Below are 18,560 nucleotides of genomic sequence, written 5' to 3'. Positions count from 1 at the left end.
CTTAAAAATCAATTCGTGCCTTGGCTACTACATCAGTAGTAGAAAAGCGTTGGGTTTTGTAATGGTGGTAACCAACAATGCCAATCATTGCTGCATTGTCTGTGGTGTATTCAAACTTAGGAATAAAGGTTTTCCAGCCATATTTACTTTGTGCTTCCAATAAAGTTTGCCGTATCCCTGAATTTGCAGAGACTCCACCACCAATAGCAATTTGCCGAATCCCTGTTTCAGCAACAGCCAATTTTAATTTATCCATTAATATTGCGATGATGGTATGCTGTATTGATGCGCAAATATCGACTTTGTTATTATCAATAAATTGTGGATCAATTGCTACATTTTTTTGGATAAAATACAAAATCTGTGTTTTCAAACCCGAAAAACTAAAATTTAATCCGTCTACTTTTGGTTTGGTAAATGGAAACCGTAACGGATTTCCAGCTTTTGCAAATTGATCGATTAAAGGTCCGCCAGGATAGGGAAAGCCAAGAATTTTAGCAGTTTTATCAAAGGCTTCTCCCACTGCATCATCCGTGGTTTCTCCGATGATTTCTAAATCAAAAAAATCATTCACTTTTACAATTTGGGTATGTCCCCCTGAGATGGTAAGGGCCAAAAATGGAAATTCGGGCTGATCAAATCCCTCTTCTTTAATATAATGCGCCAGTATATGTGCGTGCATGTGATTGACCGCGATTAAGGGAATCTGCAAGGCCATCGCCAATGATTTAGCAAATGAGGTTCCTACAAGTAATGAACCCATAAGACCAGGACCCTGCGTAAAAGCAATTGCCGTAAGTTGCTCTTTTGAAACCCCAGCTTTTTGAAGCGCAACATCAACTACAGGTACAATATTTTGTTGATGAGCCCGCGAAGCTAATTCGGGTACAACTCCGCCATATTCCTCATGAATACTTTGCCGGGCTACAACATTAGACAACACCACATTATCTTGGAGCACAGCCGCAGCAGTATCATCACATGAACTTTCAATGGCAAGAATAAAAACAGGTCCTTTCTTCATTAGGCACAATTTTTGTTTAAATTTGGAGTAAACGATGTAAAACCTGTATTTTTACAATCTATACAAAAGTACATTTTTTTAATACGTATAGTGTCATCAACTACTAAATTTGAAAGCGATAAAGCCAAATATTCCTATTGCAAAGGTTAGAAAATATGCGCTACGTGTGCTTATAACCTTGTTGGTTTTGCTGATTCTTTTGGCGATTGCGCTATCGCTCCCAGTTGTACAAACGAAAATCGCACAACATTTTACCGAACAACTTAACCGGGATTATAAAGTAGATATCCATGTTGATCGTGTTGAAATTTCGATTTTTGGGGGTGTACAACTTAAAGATGTTTTAGTAAAAGACGCGACTAAAGACACCTTGATTTTTGCCAATCGAATTGTAACTTCACTTACCGATGCCCGCTCTTTGCTCAAAGGAAATTTATATTTTGGCAAAATGAAAGTTGACCATCTATTGTTGGATGTCAAAACCCTAAAAGGCGAACGGGACACCAACTTAGATAAATTTGTTGATGCTTTTGATGATGGTAAAGAATCTTCTGGGAAATTTCGAATGGTTTCTCGTGAAATTGTTTTAAAAAACAGTGTTTTTCGCCTAACCGATTTTAATAGAAAAGTACCTAAAGATGTTGATTTTACAAAAATAAACGCGGTCATTTCCAATTTTAAAATTGTGGGCCCCAATGTATATACGCACATCGATACAATGTCTTTTTTAGATCATCGCGGACTATTCGTTACCGACTTAAGCACTCAGTTCACCTACACAAAAAAGAATATTCGATTAGAAAAAACTGATTTGAAAACCAAGGAATCGCATTTTAAAGGCGATGTTGTGTTGCGTTATGATCGAAAAGATTTTGCTGATTTTAACAATAAAGTAGTTTTTGATATCCATTCCAAATTAGCCACTATTGCAACAAATGATATCCGTTATTTTTATAATGAAATTGGAACAAATAACAGTATTAATTTCTCTGGTAAATTAAAAGGAACACTCAATAATTTTACAGTAAAACGTTTGTATCTAAGGGATTTGCTCAATACACAAATTGTCGGAAATGTTACTTTTAAAAACCTTTTTGCAACCCACGGCGAAGGTGATTTTTATATGAATGGACGTTTTAAACGCATAACGTCAAATTATAAAAATTTAACTATTTTGTTACCCAATGTTTTAGGTGAAAAATTACCCACATCCCTTCGTAAGTTGGGCCAATTTCAACTTTCAGGTGATGCTATAGTTACGCCAAATTCGATCAAAGCCGATGTTACCCTACAAACCCTGTTGGGGACCTTGTCAACCGCTATGGTTATGACCAATATTGAAACAATTGACAAGGCTTCCTATTCTGGCGTATTGGTAATGAATCAGTTTGATGTGGGTTCATTTTTGGGACGATCCGACTTGGGTAAAGTTTCCTTAAATGTTGCGGTTGATGGGTGTGGTTTTATTGAAAAATATCTGGATATAAAATTTTCGGGTGGCGTTCAAAGTTTTTATTTCAAAGGGTATAATTACCAAAATATTTTAGCGGATGGTAGTTTTAAAAAGCCCATTTTTAAAGGTAAAGTCAATATTAATGACCCTAATTTATTCTTTGACTTTGAAGGAATTGTAGACTTGAGTAAAAAAGAAAATATATACGATTTTCATGCGCGTGTCGATTATGCCAATTTACGAAGTTTAAATTTTGTAAAAAATGATGTAGCCGTTTTTCGTGGGGATGTTGTGATGAAAATGACCGGTAATTCGGTAAACAACATGAAAGGCGATGTGGTGGTTTCTAATGCATCGTACATCAATCAAAAAGATCAGTATTTCTTTGATTATCTATCGTTAACCTCAAAGTTTAATGATCTTGGGGAACATGAAGTAACCGTATATTCACCCAACGAAGTAAGCGGAAAGTTACAAGGAAAATTTGAGTTGGATCAAATTGCAAGTTTGGTCGAAAATTCCTTCGGTAGTTTGTATACCAATTACAAAGCGAACAAAGTAAAATCGGGTCAATATTTAAAATTTGAATTTGAAGAATTTCACAAAATAATTGAAATTTTAAATCCTAAAGTTTCCTTTAGTGAAGATGCTCGGTTTAGTGGTATTATCCGAAGTGATGCAAATGATTTTAAAATGGACTTAAAATCCAACTATGTTGACGTTTATGATAATCGGTTGGATAACGTGGTTTTAGAGCTGGACAATAAAAATCCGCTCTACAATACGTACTTACAAATGGACAGCATAAAAACAAAGTATTATACGATACGTGATTTTTCTTTAATCAATACTACTGCAAAAGACACGCTGAATTTTCGAACGGAGTTTAAGGGTGGGGCCAATGGAACCGATTTTTACAATTTGAATTTATACCATACGATTGATGCTAACAACCAAAATGTAGTTGGGTTTGGGAAATCGGAGTTAATGTTTAAAGATTTTTTATGGATAATCAATGAAAAAGAAGATGAAAAAAACCGTATTATTTTTGATAAAAAAATACAAGATTTTCGCTTTGATGATTTGGTACTTTCCCATGAGAATCAATCCATGCAGCTCACGGGCTATTTGAGTGATAAAAGTTCGAACAAAGACTTACAACTTACTTTTCATGATGTAAATCTCAATAAAATAACTCCCGATGTTCCGCAATTTGTTTTTGATGGAAAAGTAAATGGCGTTGTTAATGTAAAGCAATTTAATTCGGTATACCAACCAACAGCTCAACTCGAAATAGAGAATTTGAATGTCAATGATAATGAATTGGGAAAATTGGATTTACAAATTAAAGGTAATGAGGATTTTTCAAAGTTTGCCATCAATTCAACTATAGAAAATCAACTCATGCGTTCTTTTTCGGCAACGGGTAATTTAAGTATTATCAATAGCGAAACCTTAGTCGATTTGGATCTCAATTTTCAACGGTTTAACTTAGGTGTTTTGGATCATCTAGGAGGTGAAGTAATTACGAATATCAAAGGTTTTGCCTCTGGAAATGCACGAATAGATGGAAATATTAACTCGATTGATTACAACGGTCGCCTATTTGTTGATGATGCCAGTTTCAAGTTACCTTATCTAAATGTTGACTATAAAGTTGAAAATCAATCTATCGTAGATGTAACGCAAAATCGGTTCATCGTTCAACGCGTAAAATTATTTGATTCTAAATTTAATACCGAAGGTATTCTTCGAGGTTCAGTTAAACACAGTCAATTTGGAAATTGGGAGCTAGATTTAAATGTAGAGTCCGATAGAATATTGGCTTTAGACACCAAAGATAGTGAAGATGCTGCCTATTTTGGAGTTGCATTTATCAATGGTTCGGCTTCGATTAAAGGGCCAACAAATGCGTTGGTTATTGATGTAAAAGCAGCTTCGCGAAAAGGAACCGATATAAAGATCCCAATTAACGAAGCTGATGCTGTTTCTGAAAATGAATACATTCATTTTATAAATAAAGACGAGAAAGTTGGAAAAATTCCGAAAGATGTTGAGTTTATCCGCGATTACAATGGTTTGCAAATGAACTTTGAGTTTGATATCACGCGCGATGCCAATATTGAAGTGATTTTAAATCGCGAATCGGGTCACGGGATGCGCGGTACGGGAGTAGGAACACTTTTTATGAATATCAATACGTTAGGAAAATTTGAAATGACGGGTGACTTTCAAGTGTGGGATGGCTATTATAATTTTAAATACGGTGGATTAATTGATAAAAAGTTTAAAGTTAAACGCTACGGTTCTATCGTTTGGGATGGAAATCCCTATCGCGCACAATTAAATTTAGAAGCAATTTCGCAAAATATTACTGCGAATCCGGCGGTTTTAATTGAAAATGCATCGTTTAATCGAAAGATTCCCGTAGAAGTAGTTATTTCATTAAAAGGTACAGTCTTAACTCCCGAACCCGATTTTACCATAGATTTTCCTAATGTAAGTTCGGTAATTCGCTCTGAGATTGAAACCAAATTAAACGATAAAGACACACGACAAACCCAAGCGTTGTATTTGCTTTCAACGGGTGGATTCTTGAGTCCAGAAGGATTAAGTCAGTCGCAAATAACCAACAGTTTCTATGAGAAAGCAAGTTCGATTTTTGGCGATTTATTCAATGATAAAGAAGGTAAGTTTATTGTCGATGTAACCTACAGTCAAGCCGATCGAACGGCTCTAAACCCTACTGATGGAAGGTTAGTAGCTAACATTACAACTCAAATCAACGATCGTATTACCATTAATGGAAAAGTCGGTGTTCCGACAGGAGGTGTAAATCAAACGGCAATTGTTGGGAATTTTGAAGCTTTATACCGAGTTAATGAAGATGGTACATTAAATCTTCGTCTGTTCAATCGTGAAAACGACATCAATTATATTGGTCAAGGCGTTGGGTATACGCAAGGGGGAGGTATTTCGTATGAGGTTGATTTTGATACTTTTAATGAATTTATTAAATTGATTTTTGGCAAGAAAGCTACACGAGTTTCCACTGCAGGACATGATGTACCATCTGATTCGGGGCATTTACCCGATTACATTGAAATGAATAGTAAGCCTGAAAATAAAAAGTCAGAAGAAACCGTACCAAAGCCAAATCAAGAAGCTATTCCTCAAGAAGATTAATCGCCTTTTTAAGATTCTTTCCTTTTTTTTCTAAAAAACTAAAAACTTATCAACGAAATCGTTTGAATTATATCGATTTTTCGAATTAGGTTCGTTAATTGTATTTTGAATGGGTTTGGTTTGCTAATTTTACCTAACTAAAGTTTGAAATATGTCAAAAAGAATAAAAAAAATTGGTGTTTTAACTTCGGGTGGCGATGCTCCGGGTATGAATGCAGCTATACGATCGGTGGTTCGGGCATGTGCCTATTATAATGTAGATTGTATGGGGATTTACCGCGGTTACCAAGGAATGATTGAAGGTGACTTTAAAGAAATGGGGGCTCGTTCCGTACACAATATAGTCAACAAAGGGGGGACGATATTAAAATCGGCACGATCAAAAGAATTCATGACAATTGAAGGAAGAGCAAAAGCCTTTGAAAAATTGAAAGAAGCCAACATTGAAGCATTGGTAGTAATCGGGGGGGATGGGTCGTTTACTGGGGCCGAGATTTTTAATCGCGAATACAAAATCCCCGTAATTGGTATACCCGGAACCATTGATAACGACATTTTTGGAACAAGTCATACACTTGGTTATGATACGGCTTTAAACACAGTTGTTGAAGTTATTGATAAAATTAGAGACACCGCTAGTTCCCACAACCGCTTATTTTTTGTTGAAGTCATGGGTCGTGATGCGGGTCACATTGCTTTAAATACAGGAATTGGCGCAGGAGCCGAAGAAATTCTAATTCCTGAAGAAGATTTGGGCCTAGAGCGGTTACTCGAATCCCTTCGTCGAAGTAAACTTTCAGGAAAATCATCCAGTATTGTTGTAGTAGCCGAAGGTGATAAAATTGGTAAAAATGTATTTGAATTAAGAGATTATGTTGAGCAAAACTTACCCGAATACGATGTTCGCGTTTCGGTATTGGGACATATGCAACGGGGAGGATCTCCTTCATGTTTTGATCGTGTTTTAGCTTCGCGATTGGGCGTAAAAGCAGTGGAGTCGCTATTAGAAGGAAAATCCAACTATATGGTCGGCTTATTGAATGATAAGGTGAGCTTGACGCCTTTAGAACAAGCAATTAAAGGTCATACAGAAATTGACATGGAACTACTTCGCGTTTCCGATATCATGACCACTTAATCAATTCAAAAAAATAAAATAAATTAAATATAAAAATGAATACAGTAAAATTAGGAATAAACGGATTCGGACGTATTGGTAGAATTGTTTTTTTTTTTTTTTTCAATCGAGCTAATGTTGAAGTGGTGGCAATAAACGATTTGTTGGATGTTGATCACTTGGCGTATTTGTTAAAATATGATTCTGTTCACGGACGTTTCAATGGAAAAGTAGAAGTGAGAGAAGGTAAATTATATGTAAATGACAAACCCATTCGCGTAACTGCAGAAAAAGATCCTTCATTAATTCAATGGGATGCTGTAGGAGTTGATGTAGTTGCAGAATGTACCGGTATTTTCACAACCCTAGATGGCGCACAAGCCCACCGTAAAGGTGGAGCAAAAAAAGTAGTGATTTCAGCTCCTTCTGCAGATGCTCCTATGTTTGTTATGGGGGTTAACCATACCGAAGTAAAACCCACCGATACCATTGTTTCTAATGCCTCGTGTACCACCAACTGTTTGGCTCCATTAGCCAAAGTTATACATGATCATTTTGGTATTGTTGAAGGATTGATGACTACGGTCCATGCGACAACATCGACTCAAATGACTGCAGATGGACCTTCACGTAAAGATTGGAGAGGTGGACGTGCGGCTAGTGTAAATATCATTCCTTCTTCTACGGGAGCAGCCAAAGCAGTGGGTAAAGTCATTCCCGACTTAAATGGCAAATTAACCGGTATGTCGTTTCGTGTACCAACTATTGATGTTTCTGTTGTTGATTTAACCGTAAAATTGGCTAAAGAAACAACCTATGAAGCCATTATGGAGGTCCTTCGAAATGCTTCCGAAAATGAAATGAAAGGGATCGTTGGATTTACCGATGAAGATGTTGTTTCACAAGATTTTATTGGCGATTCTCGAACTTCAGTTATTGATGCAAAAGCAGGAATTGGATTGAACTCCACATTTTTTAAAATAGTTTCATGGTATGATAATGAATACGGTTATTCGAGTAAATTAATAGACTTATCGGTTTATATTGCTACTTTATAGCAGCAAAAGAATTTCCCGTTTTTGTATTTTTACGCGGACTTTTATTACCAAACCAATTTAAATAAAATGAAATTATTAGTAGACAGTGGGTCAACCAAAGCCGATTGGATCGCCATTGATGATAATGGAAAAGTACTCTTCACAACCCAGTCGTTGGGCTTAAACCCAGAAGTGTTGGATAAAAAACAAATTATTGACCGTTTGGACGATAAGTTTGATATTTCCCACAATAAAGATAAGGCCACCCATTTGTTTTTTTATGGGGCCGGTTGCGGAACTGATCGGATGAAGATTTTTTTAACCGAGGTTTTTCAAAATTATTTTAAAAATGCTGTGGTAGTTGTTCATGAAGACACTTACGCAGCAGTATATGCAACAACACCCAAAGAGGAAGAAGCAATCGTTTGTATCTTAGGTACAGGTTCCAATTGCAGTTATTTTGATGGAAAAATTTTACATCAGAAAGTACAATCCTTAGGTTATATAGCAATGGACGATTGTTCGGGTAATCGTTTTGGTCGCCATTTAATTCGGGGGTATTATTTTAATAAAATGCCTAAAGAATTAGCCTTAGAGTTTGAAGAAGAATATAATGTAGATCCCGATTATATTAAACAAAATTTGTACAAAGAGCCCAATCCAAATGCTTATTTAGCCACTTTTGCAAAGTTTTTAATTAAGCACAAAGACACTGAATTTTGTAAGCAATATATTGAAATGGAATTGGTTGATTTTGTTGAAAATTATATTATGCAATTTGAAAAATGTACATCAGTTCCCGTCCATTTTGTGGGTTCGATTGCCTTTTATTTAAAAGAAGAGCTTACAGAAGTGCTGAATCGTTATGGTATACAAATTGGAAATGTTTTACGACGTCCAATTGATGGATTGATTGCCTACCATGTATTAAATAAATAAGATCCTAAAAAATAAAATTCATCCCCGTATATCGGGGATTTTTTTTGGCTATCACGAAAGTAAAAAGCAATTCTATTCGGATTGATTACAATCCAAACAAAAACTTATTTAACTGCTACGGATTTGCTTCTTGGTGAATTATTTTACCGCAATCATCGATATTTCAACATTAACATTTTTAGGAAGACGAGCCACTTGAACGGTTTCTCGTGCAGGTGCAGTTTGTTCGTTTAAATAGCTACCGTAAACCGAATTAATTCGAGCGAAATCATCCATATTCATAATGAAAATCGTGGTTTTAACTACGTCTTCAAAATCCATTCCAGCAGCATTTAAAACCGCTTTCATGTTTTCCATAACTTGACGCGTTTCAGTTTCGATATCTGAGGTAATCAATTCACCCGTAGTGGGATGCAAAGCAATTTGACCTGAGGTGTATAGGGTGTTACCAATCAAAACGGCTTGGTTGTAGGGTCCAATAGGAGCAGGAGCTTTGTCTGTAAAAATTATTGTTTTCATATTAGCGTAAGGTTCGATCCGGTTGTGAATTTTTATCCCATTTAATATCACTTAACATTCCCGACTTGATTCCGATGAAAAATCCCCAAAATTGATTTAAACCATAGGGACTCCATGTAAAGTTCATGTTCCAACTATCCAAATCCCGATTGATACGTAATGATGTGGCTACAATCCCCATATTTTTAAAATCATATCCCGATGAAGCACCTAGTGTCCATTTGGAGGTTAAGGTAGTGTTGACAGAAAGCATAAGCGAATTTCCGGTGATTTTATTTTCACCCAAGGTATTGCTGTAGGTTAGCGAGTAAGCTAAATTGATATCCCACGGAATAATTGCATTATAAAACCCCGCAAAAGTATCATTTGAAGCTTCTTCGTTAGTATTAACTTCATTGGGATTGGTATTTGATCCAAACAAATCATCATTACGGCCACCATTTTTGAGACCTTGTTCATTCTCTTTTTTACCTTTCTCGCCAGCACTATTGAAGCTGTAATTTACAGTGAAATTGGCAAATGCCATTCGTAAAAAACCTCCATTATCCCATAAAAATTTATCTTTTACAGTCGCTGTATTTTTATCAATTTGATAGGGCGAAAAAACAGAATTGAAGTTGATATTCATTTTTTGTTTTAAAATTTGCGTCGTTCCACTTACAGATAGCGGTTTTAATTTAAATGAATCAGCTGCAAAATCATACCCCGTGCTAAAATCAAGATTACTTAAAAGCATTATTTTTTTAAGTTCCGTTATGGTTTCGTCTTTATCTTTCACCTTAGCTTCAAAAGTATTGGTAATACGTAAATCCATACTATTGGAAACATTGCGTCCTGGACTGCCATAAATTCCATTTTCAAAACGCGAATACCGTTGAATAGCTCCAGTGCTGTTGGCAATATAATCCTCATAATAACGGTCGAAACTAGGAGTATAGTTGTGTGATAACGATGGACGAACCGTATGACGAATTGCTTTTAATCGACCTTTACCTTTAAAATTAAACATACCATAAAATGTAGTACCAACAGCATTGCTAAATGAATAGGTGCGAAATGCATCCAAACCATTTACCGATTGGGTTACCACTGTATTATTTGCTGAATCAAAGTTTTTTCGAATGGTTTTATTTACCCAAACTTCATTGTAGTTAATACTGGTTGTAAAACTAAAAAATTGAAATGCTTTAAAATTAGTAGTTAGAGGAATAGAATGTTGCATCGCTATTTGCCCGTCTCTAAACATCTGACTTTTGAAGAAATTATCTTCATTAACCGCATATTGATTTCTACCGTTTAAATTGTATTGAAAATTGATATTATCAATAAATCCTTTTTTAATGCCTTCCTTTGGCGCAAAAGGGAAAACTCGATCCATGCTCGCTTGAAGTGTAGGCAATGTCATATTAATCAATCGGGTCTGGTTGTTTTGTGTATGATTTGCCGAAGTAGTAATGTTAATTTGTGGAACTGTATTGAATGTTTTTGAATACGTAATCGACGAACTTAAGGTGTTATTTAATTGCGATCCTAAGTTGGCAATATTTAGCGACTGCTGAAAGTATTTACTACTCCCAAGGTTTACCGAAGCTGAAAAACGGGAATTAGGATTGGATTTAGCATCTTTAGTATGTGTCCATTGAATATTGTAAATATTTTGTTTGGAATAGCCCGGAAATCCACGTTCTCCATTGATTTGATTTTCATAACGTAAATTTACCGAACCCGAAAAATGGTATTTGTTGCCATAATTGGTTTCAGCACGAAGGGCATAACTTCCATTCGTATAATAATCACCTAATAAAGCTAGATCATAATGGTCACTGAGCGCAAAATAATACCCTCCATTTTGTAAAAAAAATCCTCTGGAATTACTTTGTCCATAAGCGGGAATTAGAATACCTGATCGTGCTTTTGTCGTGATGGGAAAATAGGCAAATGGAACGGCAATAGGAGTGGGTACATCATAAATATACATATTGGTAAAACCGACAACTACCTTGCTTCCGGGAACAAATTTTACTTTACGTGCTAAAAAATAGTATTCAGGATCATCAATATCTTTGGCTGTGGTAAAACGAGCACCTTTCATATAGTAAACGGAATCGTTTTCCTTTTTAGTTTCTTTAGCAATTATATTGAGTTCTTGTTGTTTGGTTCGAGAATTCCAAACCTTAACTTTTTTGGTTTTAAAATTAAATTTTATAGAATCGGGTTCGATGGTATTTGTACCTTGAACAAATACGGGGTATTGTGAAAAATTTCCTGCGGTGTCTTTAATCCGTCCTGCATATACCTCATCATTTTTATAATCAAAAACTATAATCCCAGCCTTTAAATGATAGCCTTGGTATTTTAAATCGGCCTCATCATACATAGTCACGGTTCCTTTTTTATAATCAAACCGAACGTAAGCTTTACCATAATGCTCAACTTGGTCGTCAATATAATTCCCTTGTTTTTTTGTGGTTTGGGGCATACTAACTTTCTTAAGTTCAACGTTTTCTGTAGTAGGCTGCTGTGGGATTGTTTGACCATAGATTGCGTTGCTTCCCAATGTTAGGAACCCTATGAATAAAACGATATAAAATATCTTTGTGCGCAAGAGTTTTAATGCTATTTTTGTAAAAATATGGTCTGATTTTTGACGGATCAAACTTACGCATATTTTTTTGTCAAAAATAGCTAATAAATAATTTTATCCCGTTTGGGTTTTTAATTATAATTAACGTTTATACAGCATGAATCAACGCATTATACTATCAATTACCTCGTTTATTGTTTTCCTTTTGTCGATTTCTTTCGCCAATGGGCAAACGGGAAAATTTAAAGTTGCTCTAGATGCCGGGCATGGAGATCATGACTTTGGTGCAGTTTATCATGGCCATATTGAGAAGAATATTAATTTGGCAATTGCTTTAAAAGTAGGCAAGTTACTCGAAAAACATTCGTCTATTGATGTGATATACACCCGAAAAAACGACATTTTTGTAGATTTAATTGAGCGTGCTAACATTGCCAACCGTTCGGATGCTAATATTTTTGTGTCTATTCACTGTAATGCCAACAAAAATACGGCCGCAGATGGAACAGAAACGTATGTGATGGGTATGTCGAAAATTGCATCCAATTTGGAGGCTGCAAAACGCGAGAACTCGGTAATTTCGTTAGAGAAAGATTACAAACAAAAGTATGAAGGTTTTGATCCTAAACGACCAGAATCGATGTTGGGAATGACCATAATGCAAGAAGAATTCTTAGGAAACAGCATCGCTTTGGCTGCCAAAATACAAGATAATTTTGTAAAAATGTTAGGTAAAAAAAGTCGGGGAGGAGGCGTAAAACAAGCGCCATATATGGTTTTGCACAAAGCATATATGCCTCGTGTCTTGATAGAAACGGGATTTGTTTCCAATCCAGTTGAAGGAGCTCGACTTGATTCTGAAGAAGGCCAAGATGAAATTGCGGATGCGATTTATAAGGCAATTTTAAGCTATAAAAAAGAGTTTTTTGATTCTGAAGATTCGGTGGATGTAGTTAAACCTTCCCAACGTGTTGAAGAGCTGCCTTCACCTTCTAAGCGTGACTCTGTTGCCAAACCAAACGAATCGAATACCAATCCAAAATCATCCAAAAATAGTGAGAACGACACCACAAAAGGGGTGGTATTTAAAATTCAAATTTCGGCTAGTGAAAAACGCTTAGAAACATCGCCATCAAATTTTAAAGGTCTTAATGGAATTGATCGTAGTCAAACTGCTTCAGGATTGTACAAATACACTTATGGATCCACGTCATCTATTGACGATGCAAAAAAACTTTTAAGTGAGGCAAAAGCAAAAGGATATAATCAAGCATTTATTATCGCTTTTAAAGATGGAAAGAGTGTTTCTGTACAAGATGCATTAAAATAATTGTGTATTTTTACACCTATAAAAGATTGCCAATTGAAACTAACAAAAGAACTTAAAACAGCCGTTTTGGTTATTGCATCCTTAACCCTTTTTATCTGGGGGTATAGCTTCTTGAAGGGAAAGGATTTATTTAGTCACTACAAAACCTATTATGTTGAATATACAAATGTTGAAGGACTAGAGCCATCGGCTCCGGTAGCGATACATGGATTGACCGTTGGGAAAGTAAGTTCTATTTCTATCGACCCAGAAACCGCAAAAATAAGAGTTCAACTTCAAATTAATACTGATTTTCCAATCCGAACATCCAGTAAGGCCCAAATCTATGCTCCTAGTCCGATAGGTGGAAAAATAATTGCAATACTTCCGGGTAAAGTAGGTCCCGAAGTTGCCGATGGTGCCACACTCTTAGCTTCTGAAAAATTAGGATTGACTGATGCGTTAGCCAAACAAATGGAGCCCTTAAAAGATAAAGTGGTTAAATTATTAGACAATGCCAATAGCATGTTGGAAAATATCAATCAAGTTTTGGATGCTAAAAGCAAAGCTAATTTACGCAATAGTTTAGCCAATTTAGATGCTACAATTTCCACTTTTAAAGCAGCTGCTGAAAATGCTAACGATTTGCTGAATCAAAACAAACCTAAAATAGACGGTGTTTTATCAAATGCTGAGAAAGCTACGGCTAATTTGTCCCGAATTTCTGATGATTTGGCTAAAGCCAATCTGAATGAAACCATTACTAAGTTAGATGCAACATTAACGGATGTGAATTTGCTAATTCGCGACATGCAATCGGGCAAAGGTGCTATGGGTAAGCTTATGAAAGATGAAGCGTTGTATACCAATTTCACAAAAACGTCCAAAGAGTTGGAACTATTATTGCAGGATTTACGTTTGCATCCAACACGATATGTAAATGTTTCCTTGTTCGGCAAAAAAGAAAAGCCCTATGTGGCTCCATTAAACGATAGTATTATTAAAAAGTAAAGTACGATGAACGTTTTAGACAACTTATTATTTGCAGTAATTTTATCGCTAGGGGTAGGTTACTTTGTATATAATGTAAAAAAACTAATCCGCAACATTAAGATGGGACGGGATGTAAACCGTTCTGACCAGTCTAGCCAACGTTGGAAAACGATGATTCGGGTTGCATTGGGACAGTCAAAAATGGTGAGTCGTCCAGTTGCTGGTTTTTTTCATATATTGATTTACATAGGTTTTGTAATCATTAATATTGAAATGTTAGAAATCGTTATTGACGGTTTATTCGGTACGCACCGCGTTTTTTCTGTTTTAGGTGGATTTTACAACATTTTGATTGGTTCATTTGAAGTGCTAGCAGTACTTGTACTGGTTGCAGTAGTTGTTTTTTGGGCACGTCGTAATGTTTTGAAACTTGGACGATTTGAAAGTCCTGAATTGAATGGGAAACCACGTAAAGATGCAAATTATATTTTATATTTTGAAATCGTCCTTATGTCATTATTTTTATTGATGAATGCGGCTGATTTTTGGTTACAACAAGCTGGAGTAGCACATTATGTTAATGCAGGATTATTTCCAGTAAGTCATTTTTTAAGTCCAATATTTGACGGATTAAATGAAGGTACGGTTGTAATGCTAGAGCGGACTTTTTGGTGGATGCATATTATTGGAATTTTAATTTTTCTGAATTATTTGTATTACTCAAAACACCTGCATATACTTTTGGCTTTTCCAAATACCTATTATGCCGATTTGAATGCCAAGGGTAAGTTTGATAATTTGGAAAGTGTTACCAAAGAAGTTCAATTAATGATGGATCCCAATGCCGATCCTTTTGCGGCCCCTGCAGCTGATGCTTCGGAAGTCCCCGCTAAATTTGGTGCTAGTGATGTCATGGATTTGAATTGGGTGCAACTTTTAAACGCTTACACCTGTACAGAATGTGGTCGTTGTACATCTTCGTGTCCTGCGAATCAAACCGGTAAAAAATTATCACCCCGTAAAATTATGATGGATACGCGTGATCGATTGGAGGAAGTAGGCCGCAACCTGGATAAAAATAATGGGGTTTTTGTGCCCGATGGAAAATCACTATTGAATGATTTTATCACCAGTGAAGAATTATGGGCGTGTACTTCGTGTAATGCTTGTGTAGAGGAATGTCCTGTAAATATTAGTCCGTTATCAATCATTATGGATATGCGTCGTTATTTGGTGATGGAACAAAGTGCGGCACCACAGTCGCTTAATGCGATGATGACCAATATTGAAAACAATGGTGCGCCATGGCAATATAATCAAATGGATCGATTGAATTGGAAGAGTGAGTAATCCAATTTATTGATTGGTTAGCAATCGTTTCCAGTAAGTGAGGGCTTGGAGTCGATTTGCATACATAGAATTTTTAACGTTTAAACGCTGAATTAATGAAAGCATTTAACCCTGAAAAGTCCTTGCAGTCGGTTGAAGAAAACGGACAGCAACTTAGCCCTACACTACCTGAAGGTATCAAAAATTATTTAATTGATATTGACGGTACAATTTGCGACGATATTCCCAATGAGGAGCCTGAGCGCATGCTAACTGCAGCGGTTTATCCCGATGCATTGGCAACATTAAATCGATGGTATGATGAAGGCCATGTGGTTTTTTTCTTTACCTCGCGAACCGAAATGCATCGTGCGTATACTGAAACGTGGTTAAAAAAACACGGATTTAAATACCACGGTATTCTATTTGGTAAACCCCGCGGAGGGAATTACCATTGGATAGACAACCATTTGGTAAAAGCAACCCGATTCCGTGGTAAATTCACGGATTTGATTGAAAAAGAGGTTACCATTCAAGTGTTTGATGATAACCCCAATGATAATTAAGCAACATTAAAACCAATGTGCTATGACTGAAAATTTAATTGTGCCTACAATGGCCGAAATGTTGGCCCAAGGAAAACAACCTGAAGTGCTTTTTTGGGTTGGCTGTGCCGGTAGTTTTGACGACCGTGCTAAACGTATTACTAAAGCGTTTGTGAAGTTACTAAACAATGCTAACGTTTCGTTTGCAGTATTAGGTACTGAAGAATCGTGTACTGGTGATCCAGCAAAACGAGCGGGAAATGAGTTCTTGTTTCAAATGCAGGCCATGATGAATATTCAAGTGTTGAATGCTTATGAAGCCAAGAAAATTGTTACCGCTTGTCCGCATTGTTTTAATACCTTAAAAAATGAATATCCTGAATTAGGAGGTACCTATGAAGTTGTACATCATACGCAATTTTTAAAAGAATTATTGGATAGCGATCGTTTACGTATTCAGGGAGGTACTTACAAAGGCAAACGCATTACTTTTCATGACCCCTGTTATTTAGGTCGAGCCAATACAATATATGAAGCACCACGCGATTTAATTCAGAAGTTAGATGCAGCGTTAGTAGAAATGAAACGTTCAAAAGCGAATGGATTGTGTTGTGGTGCGGGTGGAGCGCAAATGTTTAAAGAACCTGAATCGGGTAATAAAGATATTAATATTGAGCGAACAGATGATGCATTAGAAGTGCAACCTCAAGTTATTGCTACAGGATGTCCGTTTTGCAATACCATGCTTACTGATGGTGTAAAACATCATGAAAAAGAAACTGAAATTAAAGTAATGGATATTGCGGAGCTCATTGCAACCGCTGAAGATTTATAACCGATGCTTATACCTTTTGATTCCCTACCGGAAGACGCTCGAATTTGGATTTACCCGTCCAATCGTAAACTAGCTGATCATGAAATTGCAGAAATTAATACCGAATTGACCGCATTTATTTCCAATTGGTCCGCACATAGTAATCCATTAACAGCTTCGTATACCATTATGCATGATCGATTTATTATACTAGCTGTCAATCAAGAAAATCAAGCGGTTACCGGTTGTTCTATTGATGCTTCTGTTGCTTGTATTCAGCAATTGGAGCAACGTTTTCAAATTGATTTGTTGGATAAAATGAATGTTACTTTTCGTCAAGGTGAATATATCACGCACAAATCGTTATTGGAGTTCAAAAAAATGGTTAAAGAAAAATCGGTTTCTGCAAATACGATAGTTTTCAATAATTTAGTGAATACAATTGAAGAATGGAAAGCGTGTTGGGAAGTTCCCGCATCTGAAAGTTGGCATTCTCGTTTCTTTTAATTGCATTTTCATGGGTCAATACACAAAATACATCCTTTTTTGTTGTGTGGTTTTATTTTTGGTGAATTGTAGTTCGCTAAAAAAATCATATTCTACATCGCATACCACAAAGGCAAAATCACTCCAAAAACCAGACATGACCTATGGTGAGGAGGAAGATGTATATATTCCAGTAGCTAAATCTGCACGAAAAACCTTTTTTAAAGATACCGATGCCGAAAAGTATTGGGTCGATAGTGTGTATAATCAAATGAGCTTAAAAGAGCGAATTGGTCAATTATTTATGGTAGCTGCCTATTCAAATAAAGATAGTGTTCACTTTGCAGCAATTGACCAATTGGTAAAAGAAGATAGAGTGGGAGGATTGATTTTTTTTCAAGGAGGTCCTGTTCGACAAGCCCGACTAACCAATCGTTTTCAAAAGCAAGCTAAAGTTCCTTTGTTCATCGGAATCGATGCCGAATGGGGTCTGAACATGCGTTTAGATTCTACCTATAAATACCCGTGGAATATGACCCTTGGTGCCGTTAAAGATATGAAACTTATTGAAGAGGTAGGTCAGCAAATGGCATTGGAAGCCAAGCGAATAGGTTGTCATTTTAACTTTGTGCCAGTTTTAGATATTAACACCAATCCAAAAAATCCAATTATAGGTCATCGGTCATTTGGGGAAGAAAAACACAATGTTACCGATCATGCTATAGCTATCATGAAAGGGATTCAATCACAGGGAGTTTTTTGTACCGGAAAGCACTTTCCTGGTCATGGGGATACTGCTGCCGATTCTCATTACGCGTTACCGCAACTTAATTTTGATAAATCCCGATTAGATAAAACAGAATTATATCCCTACAAACGTATGTTTGATGAGGGCTTGGTCTCGGTAATGGTGGCCCATTTAAACATTCCTAGTTTAGAACACCGGGAAGGTTGGCCAACCTCGGTTTCGCACAATGTGGTAACCAATCTTTTACAAGAGGAAATGGGCTTCGACGGACTTATTTTTACCGATGCTTTAAATATGAAGGGTGCCAGTAAGTTTATGGCGCCAGGCGAATTGGATTTAGAAGCTTTTTTAGCAGGAAATGATATTTTGCTTTTCGCTGAAAATGTTCCCTTGGCAACTGAAAAAATAACCAATGCAATTGCTTCAGGGTTGATTTCAGAAGATCGGCTAGCGTATTCGGTTAAAAAAATATTACGT

At 36.3% G+C, this 18,560-nt stretch carries 14 protein-coding genes; 11 read left to right on the top strand and 3 right to left on the bottom strand.

All coding sequences use genetic code 11. The features are described 5' to 3' along the window. Window position 1: 1 nt before the first annotated feature. Window positions 2-1,024, bottom strand: coding sequence for a tRNA (adenosine(37)-N6)-threonylcarbamoyltransferase complex transferase subunit TsaD (gene tsaD, locus Q0039_RS07735; protein WP_297511370.1), 1,023 nt, complete (start codon window positions 1,022-1,024; stop codon window positions 2-4). Between the two features lie 109 nt (window positions 1,025-1,133). Here tsaD and Q0039_RS07730 point away from each other — a divergent pair, with 109 nt between their 5' ends. The 4 genes from Q0039_RS07730 (at window position 1,134) to Q0039_RS07715 (ending at window position 8,756) form a co-directional block, all read left to right on the top strand. Continuing rightward, on the top strand, window positions 1,134-5,663 hold the full coding sequence (locus Q0039_RS07730) for a translocation/assembly module TamB domain-containing protein (RefSeq protein WP_297511368.1): 4,530 nt from the start codon (window positions 1,134-1,136) through the stop codon (window positions 5,661-5,663). A 151-nt stretch (window positions 5,664-5,814) separates the two neighbouring features. Further along, the gene (pfkA, locus tag Q0039_RS07725) at window positions 5,815-6,801 is read left to right on the top strand and encodes a 6-phosphofructokinase (RefSeq protein WP_297511366.1); all 987 of its coding nucleotides are present in this window, start codon (window positions 5,815-5,817) and stop codon (window positions 6,799-6,801) included. 35 nt (window positions 6,802-6,836) lie between these two features. Beyond that, on the top strand, window positions 6,837-7,838 hold the full coding sequence (gene gap, locus Q0039_RS07720) for a type I glyceraldehyde-3-phosphate dehydrogenase (protein WP_297511364.1): 1,002 nt from the start codon (window positions 6,837-6,839) through the stop codon (window positions 7,836-7,838). A gap of 66 nt (window positions 7,839-7,904) precedes the next feature. Continuing rightward, window positions 7,905-8,756, top strand: coding sequence for an N-acetylglucosamine kinase (locus Q0039_RS07715; protein ID WP_297511361.1), 852 nt, complete (start codon window positions 7,905-7,907; stop codon window positions 8,754-8,756). A 138-nt stretch (window positions 8,757-8,894) separates the two neighbouring features. Here the strand turns inward: Q0039_RS07715 and Q0039_RS07710 are convergent, their stop codons facing one another. Together Q0039_RS07710 and Q0039_RS07705 are read right to left on the bottom strand one after the other, a co-directional pair. Further along, window positions 8,895-9,275 carry a RidA family protein gene (locus tag Q0039_RS07710; protein ID WP_297511359.1) on the bottom strand — a complete coding sequence of 127 codons (381 nt, stop codon included), beginning with the start codon at window positions 9,273-9,275 and terminating at the stop codon, window positions 8,895-8,897. A gap of 1 nt (window position 9,276) precedes the next feature. Continuing rightward, window positions 9,277-11,880: a putative LPS assembly protein LptD gene (locus Q0039_RS07705; RefSeq protein WP_297511357.1), complete on the bottom strand. Its 2,604-nt coding sequence runs from the start codon at window positions 11,878-11,880 to the stop codon at window positions 9,277-9,279. Window positions 11,881-12,016: 136 nt separating this feature from the next. Here Q0039_RS07705 and Q0039_RS07700 point away from each other — a divergent pair, with 136 nt between their 5' ends. From Q0039_RS07700 to Q0039_RS07670, 7 genes are all read left to right on the top strand, one after another. After that, window positions 12,017-13,189: an N-acetylmuramoyl-L-alanine amidase gene (locus tag Q0039_RS07700; protein ID WP_297511355.1), complete on the top strand. Its 1,173-nt coding sequence runs from the start codon at window positions 12,017-12,019 to the stop codon at window positions 13,187-13,189. A gap of 33 nt (window positions 13,190-13,222) precedes the next feature. After that, window positions 13,223-14,179 (top strand): MlaD family protein, encoded by a 957-nt coding sequence (locus tag Q0039_RS07695; protein ID WP_297511354.1) that lies wholly within the window; start codon window positions 13,223-13,225, stop codon window positions 14,177-14,179. 6 nt (window positions 14,180-14,185) lie between these two features. Further along, on the top strand, window positions 14,186-15,511 hold the full coding sequence (locus Q0039_RS07690) for a (Fe-S)-binding protein (RefSeq protein WP_297511352.1): 1,326 nt from the start codon (window positions 14,186-14,188) through the stop codon (window positions 15,509-15,511). A gap of 95 nt (window positions 15,512-15,606) precedes the next feature. Next, complete coding sequence (locus tag Q0039_RS07685) at window positions 15,607-16,056, top strand: phosphoheptose isomerase (protein WP_297511349.1); 450 nt, start codon at window positions 15,607-15,609, stop codon at window positions 16,054-16,056. 22 nt (window positions 16,057-16,078) lie between these two features. Beyond that, window positions 16,079-16,870: a (Fe-S)-binding protein gene (locus tag Q0039_RS07680; protein WP_297511347.1), complete on the top strand. Its 792-nt coding sequence runs from the start codon at window positions 16,079-16,081 to the stop codon at window positions 16,868-16,870. Between the two features lie 3 nt (window positions 16,871-16,873). Beyond that, entirely contained in the window at window positions 16,874-17,356 is a 483-nt protein-coding gene (locus Q0039_RS07675; protein ID WP_297511345.1) for an ABC transporter ATPase, read from the top strand. Window positions 17,357-17,366: 10 nt separating this feature from the next. Further along, window positions 17,367-18,560 (top strand): glycoside hydrolase family 3 N-terminal domain-containing protein (locus Q0039_RS07670; RefSeq protein ID WP_297511343.1); only part of this gene is annotated, 1,194 nt, incomplete at its 3' end.

Source organism: Flavobacterium sp., assembly GCF_027484945.1.
Classification (GTDB): Bacteria; Bacteroidota; Bacteroidia; order Flavobacteriales; family Flavobacteriaceae; genus Flavobacterium.
This window is presented reverse-complemented; position numbering and strand designations above follow the sequence as displayed.

Excerpts from the sequence above, each read along its gene's own strand:
- Q0039_RS07685 (WP_297511349.1), top strand. The coding sequence starts at position 15,607 with ATGAAAGCATTTAACCCTGAAAAGTCCTTGCAGTCGGTTGAAGAAAAC.
- gap (WP_297511364.1), top strand. The coding sequence starts at position 6,837 with ATGAATACAGTAAAATTAGGAATAAACGGATTCGGACGTATTGGTAGA.
- Q0039_RS07675 (WP_297511345.1), top strand. The coding sequence starts at position 16,874 with ATGCTTATACCTTTTGATTCCCTACCGGAAGACGCTCGAATTTGGATT.
- pfkA (WP_297511366.1), top strand. The coding sequence starts at position 5,815 with ATGTCAAAAAGAATAAAAAAAATTGGTGTTTTAACTTCGGGTGGCGAT.
- Q0039_RS07700 (WP_297511355.1), top strand. The coding sequence starts at position 12,017 with ATGAATCAACGCATTATACTATCAATTACCTCGTTTATTGTTTTCCTT.
- Q0039_RS07710 (WP_297511359.1), bottom strand. The coding sequence starts at position 9,275 with ATGAAAACAATAATTTTTACAGACAAAGCTCCTGCTCCTATTGGACCC.
- tsaD (WP_297511370.1), bottom strand. The coding sequence starts at position 1,024 with ATGAAGAAAGGACCTGTTTTTATTCTTGCCATTGAAAGTTCATGTGAT.
- Q0039_RS07690 (WP_297511352.1), top strand. The coding sequence starts at position 14,186 with ATGAACGTTTTAGACAACTTATTATTTGCAGTAATTTTATCGCTAGGG.
- Q0039_RS07680 (WP_297511347.1), top strand. The coding sequence starts at position 16,079 with ATGACTGAAAATTTAATTGTGCCTACAATGGCCGAAATGTTGGCCCAA.
- Q0039_RS07715 (WP_297511361.1), top strand. The coding sequence starts at position 7,905 with ATGAAATTATTAGTAGACAGTGGGTCAACCAAAGCCGATTGGATCGCC.